The sequence below is a fragment of the Dactylosporangium sp. NPDC049140 genome (assembly GCF_040648435.1).
Map to the genome: position 1 here is coordinate 1 of NZ_JBEZDS010000078.1, position 16,876 is coordinate 16,876.

16 protein-coding genes and 1 pseudogene are annotated in these 16,876 nt (G+C 72.6%); 6 read left to right on the forward strand and 11 right to left on the reverse strand.

The window, feature by feature from the left end; all coding sequences use genetic code 11:
- Nucleotides 1-765, forward strand: a pseudogene (locus AB0B76_RS55050) (hypothetical protein); the annotation flags it as partial.
- A 68-nt stretch (nt 766-833) separates the two neighbouring features.
- Here AB0B76_RS55050 and AB0B76_RS55055 read toward each other — a convergent pair.
- The 3 genes from AB0B76_RS55055 to AB0B76_RS55065 form a co-directional block, all read right to left on the reverse strand.
- Nucleotides 834-1,421: a TMEM165/GDT1 family protein gene (locus AB0B76_RS55055; RefSeq protein WP_360393240.1), complete on the reverse strand. Its 588-nt coding sequence runs from the start codon at nt 1,419-1,421 to the stop codon at nt 834-836.
- Nucleotides 1,422-1,689: 268 nt separating this feature from the next.
- Complete coding sequence (serS, locus tag AB0B76_RS55060) at nt 1,690-2,979, reverse strand: serine--tRNA ligase (RefSeq protein WP_360393243.1); 1,290 nt, start codon at nt 2,977-2,979, stop codon at nt 1,690-1,692.
- A 47-nt stretch (nt 2,980-3,026) separates the two neighbouring features.
- Nucleotides 3,027-3,704 carry a TetR family transcriptional regulator gene (locus tag AB0B76_RS55065; RefSeq protein ID WP_360393246.1) on the reverse strand — a complete coding sequence of 226 codons (678 nt, stop codon included), beginning with the start codon at nt 3,702-3,704 and terminating at the stop codon, nt 3,027-3,029.
- Nucleotides 3,705-3,787: 83 nt separating this feature from the next.
- Between AB0B76_RS55065 and AB0B76_RS55070 the strand changes: the two genes are divergently transcribed.
- Entirely contained in the window at nt 3,788-5,218 is a 1,431-nt protein-coding gene (locus AB0B76_RS55070) for a DHA2 family efflux MFS transporter permease subunit (RefSeq protein ID WP_360393249.1), read from the forward strand.
- Here the strand turns inward: AB0B76_RS55070 and AB0B76_RS55075 are convergent.
- Both AB0B76_RS55075 and AB0B76_RS55080 read right to left on the reverse strand, forming a co-directional pair.
- On the reverse strand, nt 5,148-6,683 hold the full coding sequence (locus tag AB0B76_RS55075) for a DHA2 family efflux MFS transporter permease subunit (RefSeq protein WP_360393251.1): 1,536 nt from the start codon (nt 6,681-6,683) through the stop codon (nt 5,148-5,150). The genes AB0B76_RS55070 and AB0B76_RS55075 overlap by 71 nt on opposite strands.
- An 11-nt stretch (nt 6,684-6,694) precedes the next feature.
- Nucleotides 6,695-8,044 carry a cytochrome P450 gene (locus AB0B76_RS55080; RefSeq protein WP_360393254.1) on the reverse strand — a complete coding sequence of 450 codons (1,350 nt, stop codon included), beginning with the start codon at nt 8,042-8,044 and terminating at the stop codon, nt 6,695-6,697.
- Nucleotides 8,045-8,227: 183 nt separating this feature from the next.
- Between AB0B76_RS55080 and AB0B76_RS55085 the strand changes: the two genes are divergently transcribed.
- The gene (locus AB0B76_RS55085) at nt 8,228-9,253 is read left to right on the forward strand and encodes an adenosine deaminase (protein ID WP_360393257.1); all 1,026 of its coding nucleotides are present in this window, start codon (nt 8,228-8,230) and stop codon (nt 9,251-9,253) included.
- On the opposite strand, the gene AB0B76_RS55090 is transcribed toward AB0B76_RS55085, so the two are convergent.
- Nucleotides 9,229-9,951: an SAM-dependent methyltransferase gene (locus AB0B76_RS55090; protein WP_360393260.1), complete on the reverse strand. Its 723-nt coding sequence runs from the start codon at nt 9,949-9,951 to the stop codon at nt 9,229-9,231. The two genes, AB0B76_RS55085 and AB0B76_RS55090, sit on opposite strands and share 25 nt — an antisense overlap.
- A 5-nt stretch (nt 9,952-9,956) precedes the next feature.
- Complete coding sequence (locus AB0B76_RS55095; RefSeq protein ID WP_360393263.1) at nt 9,957-10,373, reverse strand: transcriptional repressor; 417 nt, start codon at nt 10,371-10,373, stop codon at nt 9,957-9,959.
- 170 nt (nt 10,374-10,543) lie between these two features.
- Between AB0B76_RS55095 and AB0B76_RS55100 the strand changes: the two genes are divergently transcribed.
- Entirely contained in the window at nt 10,544-12,148 is a 1,605-nt protein-coding gene (locus AB0B76_RS55100) for a DHA2 family efflux MFS transporter permease subunit (protein WP_360393266.1), read from the forward strand.
- A gap of 52 nt (nt 12,149-12,200) precedes the next feature.
- On the opposite strand, the gene AB0B76_RS55105 is transcribed toward AB0B76_RS55100, so the two are convergent.
- The 4 genes from AB0B76_RS55105 to AB0B76_RS55120 all read right to left on the reverse strand — a co-directional run bounded on the left by AB0B76_RS55105 (nt 12,201) and on the right by AB0B76_RS55120 (nt 15,488).
- Nucleotides 12,201-12,560, reverse strand: a complete 360-nt coding sequence (locus tag AB0B76_RS55105) for a DUF4406 domain-containing protein (protein ID WP_360393269.1) — start codon at nt 12,558-12,560, stop codon at nt 12,201-12,203.
- Nucleotides 12,557-13,327, reverse strand: a complete 771-nt coding sequence (locus tag AB0B76_RS55110) for a DeoR/GlpR family DNA-binding transcription regulator (RefSeq protein WP_360393272.1) — start codon at nt 13,325-13,327, stop codon at nt 12,557-12,559. The genes AB0B76_RS55105 and AB0B76_RS55110 overlap by 4 nt, the downstream gene beginning before the upstream one ends.
- A gap of 51 nt (nt 13,328-13,378) precedes the next feature.
- A complete protein-coding gene (locus AB0B76_RS55115; RefSeq protein ID WP_360393275.1) occupies nt 13,379-14,416 on the reverse strand; it encodes a lysylphosphatidylglycerol synthase transmembrane domain-containing protein in 1,038 nt (345 codons plus the stop codon).
- Between the two features lie 67 nt (nt 14,417-14,483).
- Nucleotides 14,484-15,488, reverse strand: a complete 1,005-nt coding sequence (locus AB0B76_RS55120; RefSeq protein WP_360393278.1) for an LLM class flavin-dependent oxidoreductase — start codon at nt 15,486-15,488, stop codon at nt 14,484-14,486.
- Between the two features lie 68 nt (nt 15,489-15,556).
- On the opposite strand from AB0B76_RS55120, the gene AB0B76_RS55125 reads away from it, so the two are divergent.
- Nucleotides 15,557-16,324: a UDP-galactose-lipid carrier transferase gene (locus tag AB0B76_RS55125; RefSeq protein WP_360393281.1), complete on the forward strand. Its 768-nt coding sequence runs from the start codon at nt 15,557-15,559 to the stop codon at nt 16,322-16,324.
- 42 nt (nt 16,325-16,366) lie between these two features.
- Nucleotides 16,367-16,867 carry a hemerythrin domain-containing protein gene (locus AB0B76_RS55130; RefSeq protein WP_360393284.1) on the forward strand — a complete coding sequence of 167 codons (501 nt, stop codon included), beginning with the start codon at nt 16,367-16,369 and terminating at the stop codon, nt 16,865-16,867.
- Nucleotides 16,868-16,876: the final 9 nt, after the last annotated feature.

The window sequence follows — 16,876 nt, forward strand, 5'->3', positions numbered from 1 at the left end:
CGAAGCGCACGGCGCACGGCCGGCGCGGCGCGGCACGGCGCACAGCCGGCCCGGCACGGCGCGAAGCGGCACGAAGCGCACGGCGCACGGCCGGCGCGGCGCGGCACGGCGCACAGCCGGCCCGGCACGGCGCGAAGCGGCACGAAGCGCACGGCGCACGGCCGGCACGGCGCGGCACGGCGCACAGCCGGCCCGGCACGGCGCGAAGCGGCACGAAGCGCACGGCGCACGGCCGGCACGGCGCGGCACGGCGCACGGCCGGCCCGGCGCACGGCCGGCCCGGCGCACGGCCGGCACGACACGACACGACACGACACGCATGGCGCACGGCCGGCCCGGCACGGCGCGAAGCGGCACGAAGCGCACGGCGCACGGCCGCACGGCGCGGCACGGCGCACGGCCGGCCCGGCGCACGGCCGGCACGACACGACACGACACGAAGCGCATGGCGCACGGCTGGCCCGGCACGGCGCGAAGCGGCACGAAGCGCACGGCGCACGGCCGGCGCGGCACGGCGCACGGCCGGCACAGCACGAAGCGCACGGCGACGCCGGGCTGTGGGTGTTCTCCACGAAACAGAACGGCACGGCCGGCACGGCCCTCACGGCACCGCACGGCACGCGGCGCACGGCGCATGGCCAGCACGGCACCGCACGACGCGCACAGCACCGCACGGCGCGACGTGCACGGCACGGCGCGAAGTGTTCGGCGCACGGCCAACACGGCACGGCACGGCGCGAAGTGCACGGCGCCGCTGGGCGCTGAGCGCGCGCTGCGCCCGGCCGCCGAAGCACTTCGTGGCGCGAAGTGTTCGGCCTGGCGGGCGGGAGCGGTCAGAGGAGCTCGCGCAGGGCCTCGAACAGCAGCCAGGCGCCGAAGATGGCGAAGAGGGCCGCGGCGCCGTACTTGATGGCCTTCTCCGGCAGGTGCCGGCCCAGCTGGCGGCCTACCACGATGGCCAGGGCGTCCGCCGCGACCATGCCCACGGTCGAGCCGATCCACGTGCCCAGCCAGCCGTGCTGGGTCGCGAGGGTGATCGTGGCCAGCATGGTCTTGTCGCCCAGCTCGGCCAGGAAGAACGACACGCCCACGGCGACGATCGCCGAGCGCGTCGTGCGTTCGGCCTTGCCTCGCTCCTCCTCGGTCAGTTTGTCGCCGCGCAGGGTCCAGGCGCCGAACGCGAAGAAGGCCACGGCCGCCACGAGGGAGATCCAGGCGGTCGGCAGGGCCGCGCCGAGGCCGTAGCCGACGGCTACGGAGACGAGGTGCACGACCGCGGTGGCGATGGTGATGCCCACCAGCACCGGCATGGTGCGGAAGCGAGTGGCGAACGTCAGCGCCATCAGCTGGGACTTGTCGCCCAGTTCGGCGACGAAGATGACACCGAAGCTGATGGCGAGGGCGGCGAGGAACGCGCTCAAGGTGGAACCCTTCCCGGGACCAGCCGGGAGGCGAGGAGCCGGAAGACGACCTCGACCCGGCCGTCCAGCTCGAAAACACAGCTGACAGCGAGGCCGAAAGTCTCGTCCGCTTCCGAAAACGGAAGCCGCGCGGCCGGGTGTCGCGAGCGGCACCAGTATGTCGACCGGGCAGTTGAGGACTACTCCCCTTCGTTCACCCGAAAGCGTAGCCGAGCAAGAAGCCCCGCACGACGTGATCACGTTCACGTCGTGCGGGGCCCATGTCGCGTTATCGGCGCTTGGCCGGCTTCGTGAGGCGGTCGGTGCCGACCTTGTCCCGCAGTACCTCCGGCACCAGCACCGAGCCGTCGGCCTGCTGGAACTGCTCGAGGATCGCGGGCAGGAGCCGGCTCGTGGCCAGCGCGGAGCCGTTCAGCGTGTGCACGAAGCGGTTGGTCTTGGAGCCGGGCACCCGGTAGCGGATGCCGGCCCGGCGGGCCTGGTAGTCGCCGGCCCAGGAGACCGACGAGACCTCCTTGTACTTGCCCATGCTCGGCATCCACACCTCGATGTCGAGGGTCTTGCGCATGGAGGCGCTCGCGTCGCCGGCCGCCAGCAGGGAGCGGCGGAAGTGCAGGCCGAGGTCGCTCACGAGGCCCTCGGCGTAGTCGACCATCTCCTCTAGGGTCTTCTCGCCGTCCTCGGGGGTGGTGAACTGGAAGATCTCGACCTTGTTGAACTGGTTGCCCCGGACGGTGCCGCGCTCGTCGGAGTGCGAGCCGGCGCGCTCGTCGCGGTAGCAGGGGGTGTACGCGTACACCCGGTGGGGCAGGTCCGCGGTATCGAAGATCTCGTTCTGGAACGCGCCCAGGATCGCGGTCTCCGACGTGGGCAGCAGGAACTTGCCGCGCTCGCCCTCGCCGACGGCGATGTGGAAGACCTCGTCGTAGAACTTCGGGAACTGCCCGGCGGCGAAGCCGGCCGAGTCCAGCAGCAGGTGCGGCGGGAGCATGAACTGGTAGCCGGCGGCGAAGTGCCGGTCGATGAACCAGTTCACGAGGGCCCACTCGAGGCGGGCGCCCCAGCCGGTGTAGATCCAGGAGCCGGAGCCGCCGAGCTTCGTGCCGCGCTCGTAGTCGACCAGGCCGAGCTTGGTCGAGAGCTCGACGTGGTCGCGGAGGTTGTCGATCTCCGGGGCCTCGCCGTAGACCCTGATGACCTGGTTGCCCTCCTTGCCGCCGGCGACGACGTCGTCGGCGGGGAGGTTCGGCAGCACGCTCATGGCGGTGTCGAGGTCGCGCTGGGTCTGAGCCAGGCGCTCCTCGAGCTCGGCCAGGGCCGCCTTGGCGTCGCGTGTGGTCTCGATGGCCTGGCCGGCGGCCTTGGCCGCGGCGAACGCGCGGGCCTCCTCCTTGCGCCGGGCCCGCTCCGCGTCGATCTCGCCGATGAGCTCGCGGCGCTGCTTGTCCAGGTCGGAGATCACACTCAGCGCGCGGGACACCTCGGACGGGTCGAGCCTCTTGGACAGTCCGGCCTCGACGGAGGCCCGGTCCTTGCGAATCAACTCGATGTCGAGCATGCCGCCGCGCACCTTTCCCAGACAAAACAGAGAAATAACCTGGTCGCTCAGGATGCTACCGGGCGACCCGCAGCCATTTTCTCCACCGCGCCCATCACCAGGTCGATCCCGAAGGCGTAGTAGCGGTCGAGGTCGGGCAGCGTCTGGTAGGTGTCGGCGAGGCGGACCATCTGCGGGTACCGCTCGGCGGACAGGCTCTGCAGCTGGATCCGCTGCCCGCGCAGCCACTCGCCGACCTGGTCCGGGGGCACGGCCATCGGGCAGCCGGGCTGGGCGTGCACCAGGCCGATGGCCGAGTGCAGCAGGTAGGAGGCGACCCAGTACCCCTCCTCGAGGGAGAACCCGGCCCGCTCCAGCAGGGCGAGGGAGTCGTCGGTGGCCCGGGTGAAGCTTTCGACGTCCTTCTTGTCGGCCGCGTGCAGCAGGTCGGGCAGGCAGGGGTGGGCCCGCATCGCGCGGACGAGCGCCTCGACCATCGCGCGCAGCTGCACGGGCCAGGGGTCGGTGGCCGCGCGGTCGGCGCGCACGTCGGCCATCACGTGGTCGATGAGGCCGAGCAGCAGCTCTTCCTTGTTCTTGAAGTGCCAGTAGAGCGCCATCGGGGTGACGCCGAGCTCGGTGGCGAGCCGGCGAATGGTGATCGCCTCCAGGCCGTCGGCGTCGCCGATGCGCAGGGCGCGCTCGGCGACGGCGGCCTTGGTGAGGGATGAGGTCTTGGGCGGCACTTGACAACTGTACAACGTATGGGTTCTCCTCTACAACGTACATGTACGACGTACAGGTACACCGTATAGGGGGATGACGAGCTATGAGAAACCGCTGGCTGGCCCTGGTCGCCGTGGCCCTGGGCACCTTCATGACGTACCTCGACAACAACGTCGTCAACGTGGCGCTGCCGTCGATCCAGCGCGACCTGCACCTGAGCATCTCGGGGCTGGAGTGGATCGCGAGCGCGTACATCCTGGTCTTCGCCGGCCTGCTGCTGGTCGGCGGCCGCCTCGGCGACGTGTTCGGCATGCGCGGCACGTTCTTCCTCGGCCTGGGCATCTTCACCGCCGCCTCGGTCGCCGCGGGCCTGGCCGGCAGCCAGGAGATGCTGATCGGGGCGCGGGCGCTGCAGGGCGTCGGCGCGGCGCTGCTGACCCCGACCGCGCTGGCCCTGATCACGGAGCTGTTCCCGGACCCGAAGGAGCGCGGCGCGGCGATCGGCGTGTGGGGCGGTGTGGGCGCCCTGGCCCTCGCGATCGGGCCGCTGACCGGCGGGTACCTGAGCCAGCACGCCTCCTGGGGCTGGATCTTCCTCATCAACGCCCCGATCGGGCTGGCCACCGCCGTGCTGGGCGCGCTGACGCTGCCCGCGGGCCGGCGCAGCGCCAACCGCAGCCTCGACCTGCCGGGCCTGGCCACCAGCGCCCTGGCGCTGTTCGCGCTGACCTACGGGCTGATCGAGGGCGAGTCGCGCGGCTGGACCTCCGGCGTCATCCTGGGCGCGTTCGCCCTCGCCGCGTTCGCCGCGATCGGCTTCGTCGTGATCGAGCTGCGCACCGAGCACCCGATGGTCGACCTGGCGTTCTTTCGGATGCGCGTCTTCAGCGGCGGCCTCGCCACCATGGGCCTCTGGGCGTTCGGCGTCTTCGGCATCTACTTCTTCACCGCGATCTTCCTGCAGAACGTCCTCGGCTTCTCGCCGACCGAGGCGGGCTCGGCCTTCATCCCCATGGCGCTCGTCATGGCGGTCATGGCCACCGTCGCGCCGCGGCTCGAGTCGCGCTTCGGCGCCGGGGCCACGGTCGCGGCCGGCATGGCGCTGATGGCGGCCGGCGTCGGCGGGCTGGCGACCGTCGGCGAGGGCTCCGGGTACACCGACCTCCTGCCCTGGTTCCTGGTCTTCGGCCTGGGCGGCGGCCTGCTGGTGCCGCTCAACAACGTGATCCTGGGCGCGCTGCCGCAGGGCCGGGCGGGCATCGCCTCCGGCATGCTCAACGTGTCCCGCGAGGTCTTCGGCCTGCTCGGCATCACGATCCTCGGCGCGATCCTGTCCAACCGGCAGTCCTCGGCGAGCGGCGCGCCGCTGCACCGCTTCCTGGCCGGGTACCAGTTCTCGCTGGTCGTGGCCGCGTCCCTCGTCGCCGTCGGGGTGCCGATCGCACTGGTGGCCCTGCGCCGCCTCAGGACGCCGGAGCCGCCGGCGGCGACGGTGACGACCCCGGAGCCGCGGGAGCAACTGCAGACGGTGTGACCACCGCCGGAGGAGCATCCAGGGCGCAGTGCCGCCAGGGCTGCTCCTCCGGCGCCGAAGGCGTGGGCGGCGCCGCCGGGTTGCGGATCGTGGCCGCGGCCAGCCCGCCGGCCAGCACGCACAGCGCGGCGCAGATGAGCACCGCCCGGTGGAAGCCCGCGGAGAGCAGGTCCGGCGAGGCGTAGGCGGCGGCCGTGATGCCCGCCGCGGCCGGCAGCACCGCCACCGCGATGAGGCCGGCCGCCCGGGCCACGTCGTTGTTCACCGCCGAGGCCATCCCGGCGTGGGTGGCCGGCGCCGCGGACAGCGCGGTGGAGGTCAGCGGCGCGACCGTGATGGACAGACCCAGACCCAGCACCAGTACCGCGGGCAGCACCTCGGTCAGATAGGCGCCGTCGGCGTCGATGCGGGCATACAGCGCCATCCCGGCCCCGGCCACGACCGGCCCGACGCTCATCTGCAGCCGCGGCCCGATCCGTGCGGCGAGGGCGCCCGAGCGCGCGGACAGCAGCAGCATCACGACCGTCACCGGCAGCAGCGAGACGCCGGCCTGCAGCGGCGAGTACCCGGCGACCTGCTGCAGCTGGATCGGCAGCAGGAACAGCGCGCCGCCCAGGGCGCCGTAGATGACGAACGTGACCACGTTCGTCGCGGTGAACTGGGCCGAGCCGAAGAGCTCCAGCGGCAGCATCGGGTGCTCCAGGCGGGTCTGGCGCCACAGGAACCCGGCGATGAGCAGGACCCCGGCGGCCAGGGCGGCGAGCACGGGGGCGCTGCCCCAGCCCAGCGCCTGGCCCTCGATGAGCCCGTACGTGACGCCGATGAGCCCGGCCGTGACGAGCAGCCCGGAGACCAGGTCGACCCGGCCGCTCGCGGCCTCGTCGCGGGACTCGGGGACGTGGCGCCAGGTGAGGTACACCACCGCCGCCGCGATCGGCACGTTGATGGCGAAGATGAGCCGCCACGACGACGCGCCGAGCCCGACGAGCCACCCGCCGAGGAAGGGCCCGATCGCGGTGGCGACGCCGCCGAGCCCCGACCACGCGCCGATCGCCCGGCTGCGGTCCTCGGCCCGGAACGACGCCTGCAGGATCGCCAGGCTGCCCGGCGTGAGCAGGGCCGCGCCGACGCCCTGCAGCGCCCGGGCGGCCACCAGCGTCCAGCCGCCCGGCGCGATCCCGCACAGCACGGACGCGACCGCGAACCACACCACGCCGACGGCGAAGACCCGGCGCCGGCCGTACCGGTCGCCGAGCGCCCCGGCGAGCAGCAGCAGCCCGGCCAGCGTCAGCGTGTAGGCGGTGACGACCCACTGCAGCACCTGCAGGCCGGTGCCGAGCGAGCGCCCGATCGCCGGCAGGGCGATGCCGACGACCGTCGCATCGATCGAGGCGATGCCGGAGCCGAGGATGGTGGCGGTGAGCACCCACCGGCCGGAGGCACTGGATAACGCGAGGCCGCTCATGGCCTAAGAACTTAGTTGCGCACGCCCCTGACGCGCACCTTGAACGACATCGCCGGGCCCGGGGTCGGGGCCGTCCGCGTCGCCAGGGTGTAGTCCGGGGACTCGAGCTCCAGGTCGAGGCGGTGGAACAGCCGGGCCATGGACAGCGCCATCTGCACGTCGGCGAAGCTCTTGCCGAGGCAGGTGTGGGGCCCGCGGCCGTACGGCGAGTACGCCCCCGGCTGCAGGTGCTCGGCCCGGGGCTTGTCGTAGCGGGTGATGTCGAACCTCGCGGGCTCGGCGAAGTACTCCTCCATGAAGTGCGGGACGGTCGTGCCGATGAACACCGGCTCGCCCGCCCGCACGGTGTGCCCGGCGAAGGTGAAGTCGCGGGCCGCGGTGCGGATCAGGGTGACCGCGACCGGGTACAGCCGCATCGTCTCCATCAGCGCGTAGCGCGTCGCGGGCAGCCGGCGCGCGGCGTCGTCGCCGATCGGCTCGCCGCCGGCGAAGAGCGCGTCGGCCTCGGCCCGGATCTGAGCCAGGACCTCGGGGTGCTTGAGCACCGCGTAGACGAACGCCGCCGTCGTGTTGGCCACCGTGTCCAGCCCGGCCACGTACGGCCCGGTGAGCGTGAGCACCAGGTCCTCGGCCGGCACCAGCCCGGGCCGCGTGAGGTGGGCGTCCATGAGGTCCTCGACGAGGTTGCGCTCGGCCTCCGGGGTCTGCCCGTGGCGGGCCCGCAGCTCGGCCGCCATGCGCTCGCCGAGCTCGAAGACCCGTGCCTTGGCCCGCTTGTACCTCGGGTTGCGCAGCAGGATCCGCGGCCGCTGCCGGGTGACGAGCACGTTGAGCACGTACAGGGTCAGCAGCCGGATGTCGGCCACGTACTCGTGCGGCGCGGAGCCGGTGAGCAGCTCGCCGAGCTGCTCGGTGACGAGGTACTGCATGCGCTGCACGACGGGGACGGTCGTGCCCGCCGGCCAGTCGCGCTCGAGCACCCGGTCGGTGATCTCGATGAGCTCGGGCCCGCGGCCCTTGATGGCGTCGCGGGAGTACCCCCGCCGCATCAGCTCGCGCAGCTCCTTGTGGCTCTCGCCGTCCTCGCCGGTGAGCGTCCGGGTGGCGCCGTACTCGTCGATCATGCCCTGCCAGTACTCCTTGGAGCGCAGGGACTCCCGGCCCTCGCGGGAGTTCATGAACTCGGCCGCGTCCGCTCCGGCGATGACCGTGTACGTCCTGCCGAGCAGCTTGACCCGGAAGACCGGCCCGTGCTCGCGGTACGCCTTCACGAGAAACGCCGCGGGGTCGCGGCCCATCTCGAGGGCGCTGCCGAGGAAGGGCACACCCTTCACCGTCGGCGCCGCTTCCATGATCGTCATTCGGCCGAGGGTATCGAACATGATCGGTTTTCGGGGCCCGTCGCGTTACTGAACCGCGACGAACGGCTACCTGTTATCGTCGGGCTGCGGGCCGAGAGGCGCTGCGACGGGTGCTCGCATCCGCCACGCTCGGGCCGTCCACGGGAACGAAGGGCGCCTTCCGACGCGGAGGGCATTCTCCCCATGCGCGACCTCACCGAGTTCGTGGCCGGCCTGCCGAAGGCCGAGCTCCACGTGCACCACGTCGGCTCCGCCGCCCCGGCGACGGTGGCCCGCCTCGCCGAGCGCCACGCCGGCAGCACCCCGGTCCCGGCCGACGCGCAGCTGCTGGCCGAGTACTTCACGTTCACCGACTTCGCCCACTTCATCAAGGTGTACCTGTCGGTCGTCGACCTGATCCGCGACGCCGAGGACGTGGCCACCCTGACGTACGACATCGGCGCGAACCTGGCCGCGCAGAACGTCCGCTACGCCGAGCTGACCCTGACGCCGTACTCGTCGATCACCCGCGGCATCCCCGCCGAGGCCTACTGCGAGGCGGTCGAGGACGCCCGCGCCCGCGTGGCCCGCGACCACGGCACCGAGCTGCGCTGGTGCTTCGACATCCCCGGCGAGGCCGGCATCCCCTCGGCCGACGTGACCCTGGAGACGGCGCTCAAGCACCGGCCGGCGGGCCTGGTGAGCTTCGGCCTCGGCGGCCCGGAGCACGGCGTGCCCCGCGAGTGGTTCGCGCCGCACTTCGCCCAGGCCCGCGCGGCCGGCCTGCGCAGCGTCCCGCACGCCGGCGAGTCCACGGGCCCCGAGACCATCTGGGACGCGCTGAGCCACCTGGGCGCCGAGCGCATCGGCCACGGCATCGCGGCCGCGTCCGACCCCGCGCTCATGGCCCACCTGAAGGAGCACGACATTGCGCTCGAGGTGTGCCCGACCTCGAACGTGTGCACCCGCTCGGTCCCGTCGCTCGCCGAGCACCCCCTCGCGGCCCTGGTGGCCGCGGGCGTGCCGGTGACCGTCAACTCCGACGACCCGCCGATGTTCTCGACCACGCTCAACCAGGAGTACCTGGTCGCGGCGTCCCTGCTGGGCCTGTCCGCCGAGGGCGTGGCGGAGCTGGCGCGGCAGGGGGTGCGGTACTCGTTCCTGGAGGAGCCGCGCAAGGCCGCCCTGATCGCCGAGATCGACGCCTACACCGAGGCGTTCACGAGGTAGGTGCGCATCCCCGGGTCCCCGGCCCCGGCCCGGCCGCCCAGGCGGCCGTAGTTCGCGGCCGGCGACCCGGCCAGGTCCCACGCGCACGCCGTCCAGCCGGCCCGGCCGAACAGCCCGGCGGGGTCGTCGGTGCAGAACGGGGCCGGCCGCCGCCCGGCCAGGGACGGCAGCCGCAGCAGTCCCGTCCCGAACACGTCGGCGAGCAGCCGGCCGCCGCCGCGCGACAGGGCGGCCGCGCGGGCCAGCAGCCGCTCGACGGCGTCGGCGGCGAGGTGGAACAGCAGCCCCTCGGCCACCCACAGCACGGGCGCGCGCTCGTCGAGGCCGGGAACGGTCCAGTCCGGGGCGGACAGGTCGGCCTCGACCTCGCGCCGGGCGCACCCCGGGGGAACGGGGACAAGGCTCCGCTTGGGCCCGAGCCCGCCCGCCCGGTCGACCTCGAAGACGGTGGTGGCGGGCGGCAGCGGCAGCCGCCAGGCCCGGGTGTCGAGGCCGGCCCCGAGCAGCACGACCTGCGGGAACCCGGCGGCCAGGATGGCGTCGTCGAGGTACCGCGTCCGGACCGGCAGGTAGGGGTTCTCCGGCCCCGCGTCGACGCCGCCGGCGAGCGCCGCGGCCCACGGGTCGTCGAAGAGGCGGTCGGGGCGCGCCGACTCCCGCGCCCGGGCCGCGGCCGTCCACCGCGCCGAGTAGTCCACCGCGGTCAGTGCTTGCAGGCGGCGCAGGTCCCGAAGATCTCCAGGGTGTGGCTCACATCGGTGAAGCCGTGCTCGTCGCCGATGCGGTCGGCCCAGCGCTCGACCGCCGGGCCGAGCACCTCGACCGTGCGGCCGCAGCCGCGGCAGACGAGGTGGTGGTGATGCCGGTCACTGCAGCGGCGGTACCGTGTGTCGCTGCCCGGCGCCTGCATGACGTCGATCTCGTTGTTCTCGGCGAGCAGCTGCAGCGTGCGGTATACGGTCGTGAGGCCCACGTTCGCGCCGCGCTCACGCAGCATCACGTGCAGTTCCTGGGCGCTGTAGAAGCCGTCGACGTCGCCGAGCAGCGTCATCACGGCGTCGCGCTGCTTCGTGTTGCGGCGGACGGGGTGCGCATCCAGGTCGTGGGCATGGTCGTTCACCCGTAGAGCTTAGCGTACCCTTAGAAGGTTTGAGTCTCAGCCGAGACGCCGCTTGCGCCCGCAGCGTAAGCAGAGGATCTCGATCGCGCGGCCCATCGCGGGCCGCGTACGCTGACGCCGAAACCAAACACTTGTACGTGTGAGTCGCACACGGTGGGGGGAGCAAGGACGTGGCTCAGCAGGAAGCAGCCGTCGCCTCCGGTGGAGGCGCGGCGGCGGCGCCTGACAAGTTGGACGCCGCCGTATTCAAGATCGCGGGCGTGGTCGTGCTCGGCGCGATCATGTCGATCCTCGACGTGACGGTCGTCAGCGTGGCGATCCCGACGTTCATGGACAAGTTCGACGCGACGTACGCGCGCGTCGCATGGACGATGACCGGTTACACGCTGGCCCTGGCGACGGTGATCCCGCTGTCCGGCTGGGCGGCGGACCGCTTCGGCACCAAACGTCTGTACATGCTGGCGCTCTTCCTGTTCACGGTCGGCTCCGGCCTGTGCGCCACCGCGGACTCGATCAACCAGCTGATCGGCTACCGGGTGCTGCAGGGCCTCGGCGGCGGCATGCTGATGCCGCTCGGCATGACGATTATGACGCGCGCGGCCGGCCCGCAGCGCATCGGCCGGCTCATGGCCGTGCTCGGCATCCCGATGCTGCTCGGCCCCATCGGCGGCCCGATCCTCGGCGGCTGGCTCATCGACGTGGCCAGCTGGCACTGGATCTTCCTGATCAACCTGCCGATCGGCGCCATCGCGCTGGTCTACGCCTGGTTCGCGCTGCCCAAGGACAACACCGAGCCGTCGGAGTCCTTCGACTTCATCGGCATGCTGATGCTCTCCCCCGGCCTCGCGCTGTTCCTGTTCGGCGTGTCGTCGCTGCCGGAGACCGGCACGATGAGCGCCACCAAGGTCTGGCTGCCGATGCTCATCGGCGGCCTGCTGGTGATCGGGTTCATCTTCTACTCGTTCAAGCCCAAGCACCCGCTGCTCGACCTGCGGCTGTTCCGCAACCGCAACCTGACGTTCGCGACACTCTCGCTGTTCGTCTTCATCATCGCGTTCATGGGTGCCGGCCTGCTCTTCCCGAGCTACTGGCTCCAGGTGCGCGGCGAGACGACCCTGCACGCCGGCCTGCTCATGGCCCCGCAGGGCATCGGCGCGATGCTCACCATGCCCATCGCCGGCATGCTGGCCGACAAGATTCCGATCGGGCGCACCGTGCCGTTCGCGATGTCCCTCATCGCCATCGGTTTCTTCTCCTTCACGCAGGTCGAGCCGGACACGTCGTTCCTGCTGCTGGAGGGCTCGCTGTTCGTGATGGGCCTGGGCATGGGCGGCACGATGATGCCGATCATGACCTCGGCGCTGAAGACGCTCAGCCCGCACGAGGTCGCCAGAGGCTCCACACTGGTGAACATCCTGCAGCAGATCGGCGGCTCGGTCGGCGGCGCGATCATGTCGGTCATCCTGACCAGCAAGACCAACGACGCCCCGATCGTCCCCGGCTCGACCAACCCGCTCACCGGCAAGCCGCTGACCATCACCGAGCTGGCCGTCGCCTCGCACAGTGACCCGCGGCTGGCGCAGATGCCGGGCGGTCCGGACCTGATCGACCGGGGGCTGCACTTCCTCGCCGACTCGTTCGCCTCGACCTACTGGGTCGGCTTCATCCTGGTGCTGTGCACGTTCATCCCGATCGCCTTCCTGCCGCGCAAGCGGGCGGTCGCGCGCCTCGGGGAGAGCCAGCCCGAGGGTGCGACGCCGGTCATGCTGCACTGACAGGCTCGTCATCGAGGCCCCGGGACCGCCGGTCCCGGGGCCTCGGCGTTGCTCAGGCGCCCGCCGCGGGAACGTCGGCCAGCGCCGCGTAGATCGCCTTGCCCCCGGCCCGGGCCTGGGCCACCATCTCGTCCGCGCCGGCGGACGGCCCGCCGATGCGCAGCACCGCGTCGCAGCGCTCGAGCAGCCGCGCCGAGATCGGGTGGAAGATCTCGTCGAACACCGGGTCGCCGACGGCCCCGGAGCCGGCGCGCTCGATGAGCGGCAGGGCCAGGGCCTCCCCCGTGACCGGCAGGTGCCCGGCCCGGAACAGCCGCACGGCGGCGTCGTTCATGGCGTCGACGTTGGCTCGCAGCTTCGCGGGGTCGTCGCCGGTGCCGGAGCGGTAGGGGCCGGCCACGAGAATCATCATGCGGGGTCTCCTTCGGTCGGGACGACCTGAACGCCGGCCTCGCGGAGGGCGGCCAGGGTGTCGTTCTCGGTCGTGGCGTCGGTGACGAGGGTGTCGACCGCCCCGAGGGGGGCGACGTGCGCGAAGGCCTGCACCCCGAGCTTGGAGGCGTCGGCGACGGCGACGGTGCGCCCGGCCCGGCGCAGCGCGGCCCGCTTCACCGCCGCGTCGTCGAGGTCGAACTCCGACCAGCCGTCCCGGTGCACGGCGCCGATCGACATCACGAACGTGTCGAAGCGCAGCTGCTCCAGGGCGCTCAGCGCGAGCGGCCCGACCAGGCTGCGCTCCCCCGCCCGGGACTCCCCGCCGATGACGAGCAGCCGGATGCCGGGCTGGTCGGCCAGGCGTGCGGCGGCCTGCAGGCTGAGCACGGCGACGGTCAGCGGGGCCCGGGCCGGCAGGTGCGCGGCGAGCTCGGCGGTGGTCGTACCGGCGTCGAGCAGCACGGTGCCGCCCGGCTCGACGAGCGCGGCGGCGGCCCGGCCGATCCGCGCCTTCACCGCGGCCGACCAGCGCTCGCGGACCGCGAACCCGGCCGCCTCGGCCGGCACGTCGAGGGCGACGGCGCCGCCGCGGACCCGGCGCACGAGGCCCTGCTCCTGCAGCTGGTCGAGGTCGCGGCGGACGGTCATCTCGGAGACGCCGAGGCGCTCGGCGAGCTCGGCGAGGGTGAGCCGGCCACTGCCGCGCACGAGGCGCAGCGTCAGGTCGAGGCGGTCGCTGGACACGCCCCGAATCTAACAGCAGCGGTGTGAGATTTGAAAGATCTTTGTTAGATGTCAGTGCCGGCCGGCGAGCGCGGGCGGCTGGACCGGCGGCGCCTCGGCGGGCTTCGGGCCGCGGCGCAGCGTGGCGTAGGCGAGCAGGCCGAGCGGGATGATGATCCAGCAGGACAGCAGGCGGTACACCAGCATCGCCGCCGCCGCGGGCCCGTGCCCGGCCCCGGCCGAGACGAGCCCGGCCAGCAGCGCGACCTCGACCACGCCGATGCCGCCCGGGCTCAGCGGCACCTGACGGACGAGCTGCACCGTGATGTACACCGTGGCCAGCGCCACCGGGCTCACGTCGATGTCGAACGCGGCGGCGGTCGCGGCCAGGCACGCGAAGTCGAGGCCCCAGTTGACGGTGGCGTGCACGAGGGACAGCACCCAGGAGCGGCGCGGCAGCCGGCGCAGGTCGTCCCAGGTGCGCCGGGCGGAGGCCTTCGAGCGGGCCACCCAGCCACCCGCCCGGTCCGGCTCCACGTCATCGGCCAGCTGCGGCGGCGGCGTGGGGCGGCGGGGCGAGAGCAGGAAGTCGAGCCCGAACACCAGGCCGGCGACGACCAGCATGGCGACGGTCAGCACCAGGGTGTCGGCGTTGCCCGTGGCACCGCCCGCCGGGATCAGCACGACGGCGCCGTACATGAGCACGAGCGCGACCGCCGACAGCACGCCGGAGAGCACCGCGACCGCGCCGGCCGTGCGCCGCGTGGCACCCGCGGTGCGGAACTGCCGGAACGCGAAGCCGGCCGACACCGCGGAGCCGGCGGGCAGGCTGAACGAGATCGCCGAGCGCGTGAAGGTGACGGCGATGGCCCGCGGTACCGACATCCGGACCCCGAACCCGGCCAGCAGCCGCCGCTGCTGCAGGGCGAAGTGGCGCAGCGAGGTCATCTCCGCGGCGGCGGCGAGCACCAGCCACCAGGGGTGCGCCGAGCGCAGCACGCCGAGGGTCTGGCCCAGGTCGGGCAGGTTCTTGCGCAGCGTGAGCAGGGCGACGGCGAGCACGAGCAGCAGACCGGTAACCCGCAGGACGGTTCGGCGTTGCGTGCTCACGAGATCAGGTTCCCACCGCAAGGTTGCTGAACGGCCAAGATCCTCAGCTGGATCACAGTTGCGCGCGTCACGCCCCCGGCACGAGGGCGGCGCCCGACGCGAAGGCGAGCCGGGCGTGGTGGAGGTCGTCCTCCTCGGCGGGGATGTCCAGGATGACCGACTCGACCCCGCGGGCCAGGTAGCCGGCGAGGTAGGCGCCCACCTCGTCGTAGGAGCCGACGAGGTACGGGCAGAACGTGCGGTACGTCGTGAACGGGTGCAGCCAGTAGACGCCCTCGGCCTCGGCCGCGGACAGCTCGGCGTGCCAGTGCGAGTCGGTCAGCCGGCTCACCACGCGGTGGCGGCGCTCCCCCATCGGGTCGCCCGGGAAGCGCTCCTGGGCGGCCCGCCACGCCGCCGCGGTGTCCGCGCGGGCGATGATCCCCAGCCGGATGCCGGCGCCGCGCAGCAGCGGGCCGTCCGCGGGGTAGTCGCTCGCCGGCTTCGGGTAGGCGAACCGGAGAATTCCCAGCTCACCGGCGCACCGCACGCTGCGCTCGCTGGAGCCGGACAGCACCAGCCGGGGCGACAGCGGCGCCGGGGGCCGCTGCGGCAGCGAGGCCGCCCGCACCCGGTGGTAGCGGCCCTCGAAGGTGACCGGGCGGGGCGAGTCGAGCAGCTGCCGGACGATCGTCGCGTACTCGGTCAGGCGGTCGTAGCGCTCGTCGTGCTCCACGCCGTCGTCGCCGAGCGCCTCCAGGTGCTGCCGGGAGCCGCCCGTCACCAGGTTGAGGTGGATGCGGCGGCCGTGCAGGAAGGTGAGCGTGGCCGCCATCCGCGCGGCCGCGTAGGGCGAGACGTACACCGGCTGCACCGCCACCAGCGGCGTGGCCCGCTCGGCCTGCTCCAGGATCAGCTGGGCGACGAGCCACGGGTCGATGAGGGAGTTGTCGGAGTACACCAGCAGCCCGGTGCAGCCGGCCGCATCGGTCCACCGGGTCACGTCGGCGAGACGCCGCCGGAAGGACGGGCCGTCGACCTGCACCGAGGCGGGCGCGGTCGTGTACACCTCGACGGACGCGAATGGCTGCATCCGGCAATCTTGCCCCCGGTGCCCCCGGGGCCGCTGACCCGTGGCCGCACTTGTGCCAGGCTCGGAGCATGACGACGAGCAGGCTCTCCGAGGTCGACCTGTCGGCCGACCTCTCCCGGACGGACGCCGAGGACCGGCTCGCCGCGGCGCAGCAGCGCCTGCTGCGCCTGCGCCTGCTCCTGGGCGGCCAGCTCGGCGCGCACAAGATCGGCCCGCCGCTGTGCGTGCTCTTCGAGGGCTGGGACGCCTCCGGCAAGGGCGGCACCATCAAGCGCCTGGTCGCCCCGCTCGACCCGCGCCACGTCCGCGTCTCCCAGTTCGCGGCCCCGACCTACGACGAGAAGCGGCACCACTTCCTGCAGCGGTTCTGGGGGGTCCTGCCCGGCTGGGGCGGCATGGCGGTGCTGGACCGCTCCTGGTACGGCCGCGTGCTGGTCGAGCGCGTCGAGGGCTTCGCCTCCGCCAAGCAGTGGAAGCGCGCCTACGACGAGATCGCCGAGCTCGAGCGCACGCTGACCGCCGAGGGCATGATCCTCATCAAGTTCTGGATGCACGTCTCGCCAGAGGAGCAGCTGCGCCGCTTCGAGGACCGGGCCGGCGACCCGCTGCGCTCGTGGAAGCTCACCGACGAGGACTGGCGCAACCGGGAGCGCCGCGGCGACTACGAGGCCGCGGTCGAGGAGATGTTCCAGCGCACCGACCGGCCCCGGGCCCGCTGGCACATCGTGCCCGGGGACAGCAAGCGCTACGCCCGCGTCGCCGTCCTGGAGCGGGTCTGCCGCACCATCGAGACGAAGCTGGCCAAGCGCGGCTACGACCTGCACGACGCGGACTGAACTCCGGTTTGAAAACCTCCGGGGCAGGTGAAGATGTTCGGCATGGACGACATCACCGCGCTGATCCTCGACGACCACGCCGCCTTTCGCCGCGGCTTCGCGCGCCTCGACGACGCCGAGGGCGAGGAGCAGCTCGCCGCGGTGTGGAGCGCGCTGGCACTGCACCTGGAGATCCACGCCGAGGCCGAGGAGCGGATTCTGTACCCGCACCTGCTGAACCAGCACACCGACGAGGCCGTGGAGGAGACCGACGACGCGATCCGCGACCACAACAAGATCCGCGACGCGATCGAGGCGGCGAACCGGCACCCGGCCGGCTCGGACGAGTGGTGGAAGGCGGTCTGGGACGCGCGCAAGGAGAACAGCGAGCACCTCACCGAGGAGGAGGACGAGGTGCTGCCCGACTTCCGCAGGCACGCCGGAGCGAAGCTGCGCATCGAGCTCGGCGAGCAGTGGCTGACCTTCTACGGCGAACACCCCAGCGGCAAGGGCCTCACGTTCACGGACAAGGACCCGCAGCGGTACATCAACGAGCACGGTTGAGCACACACG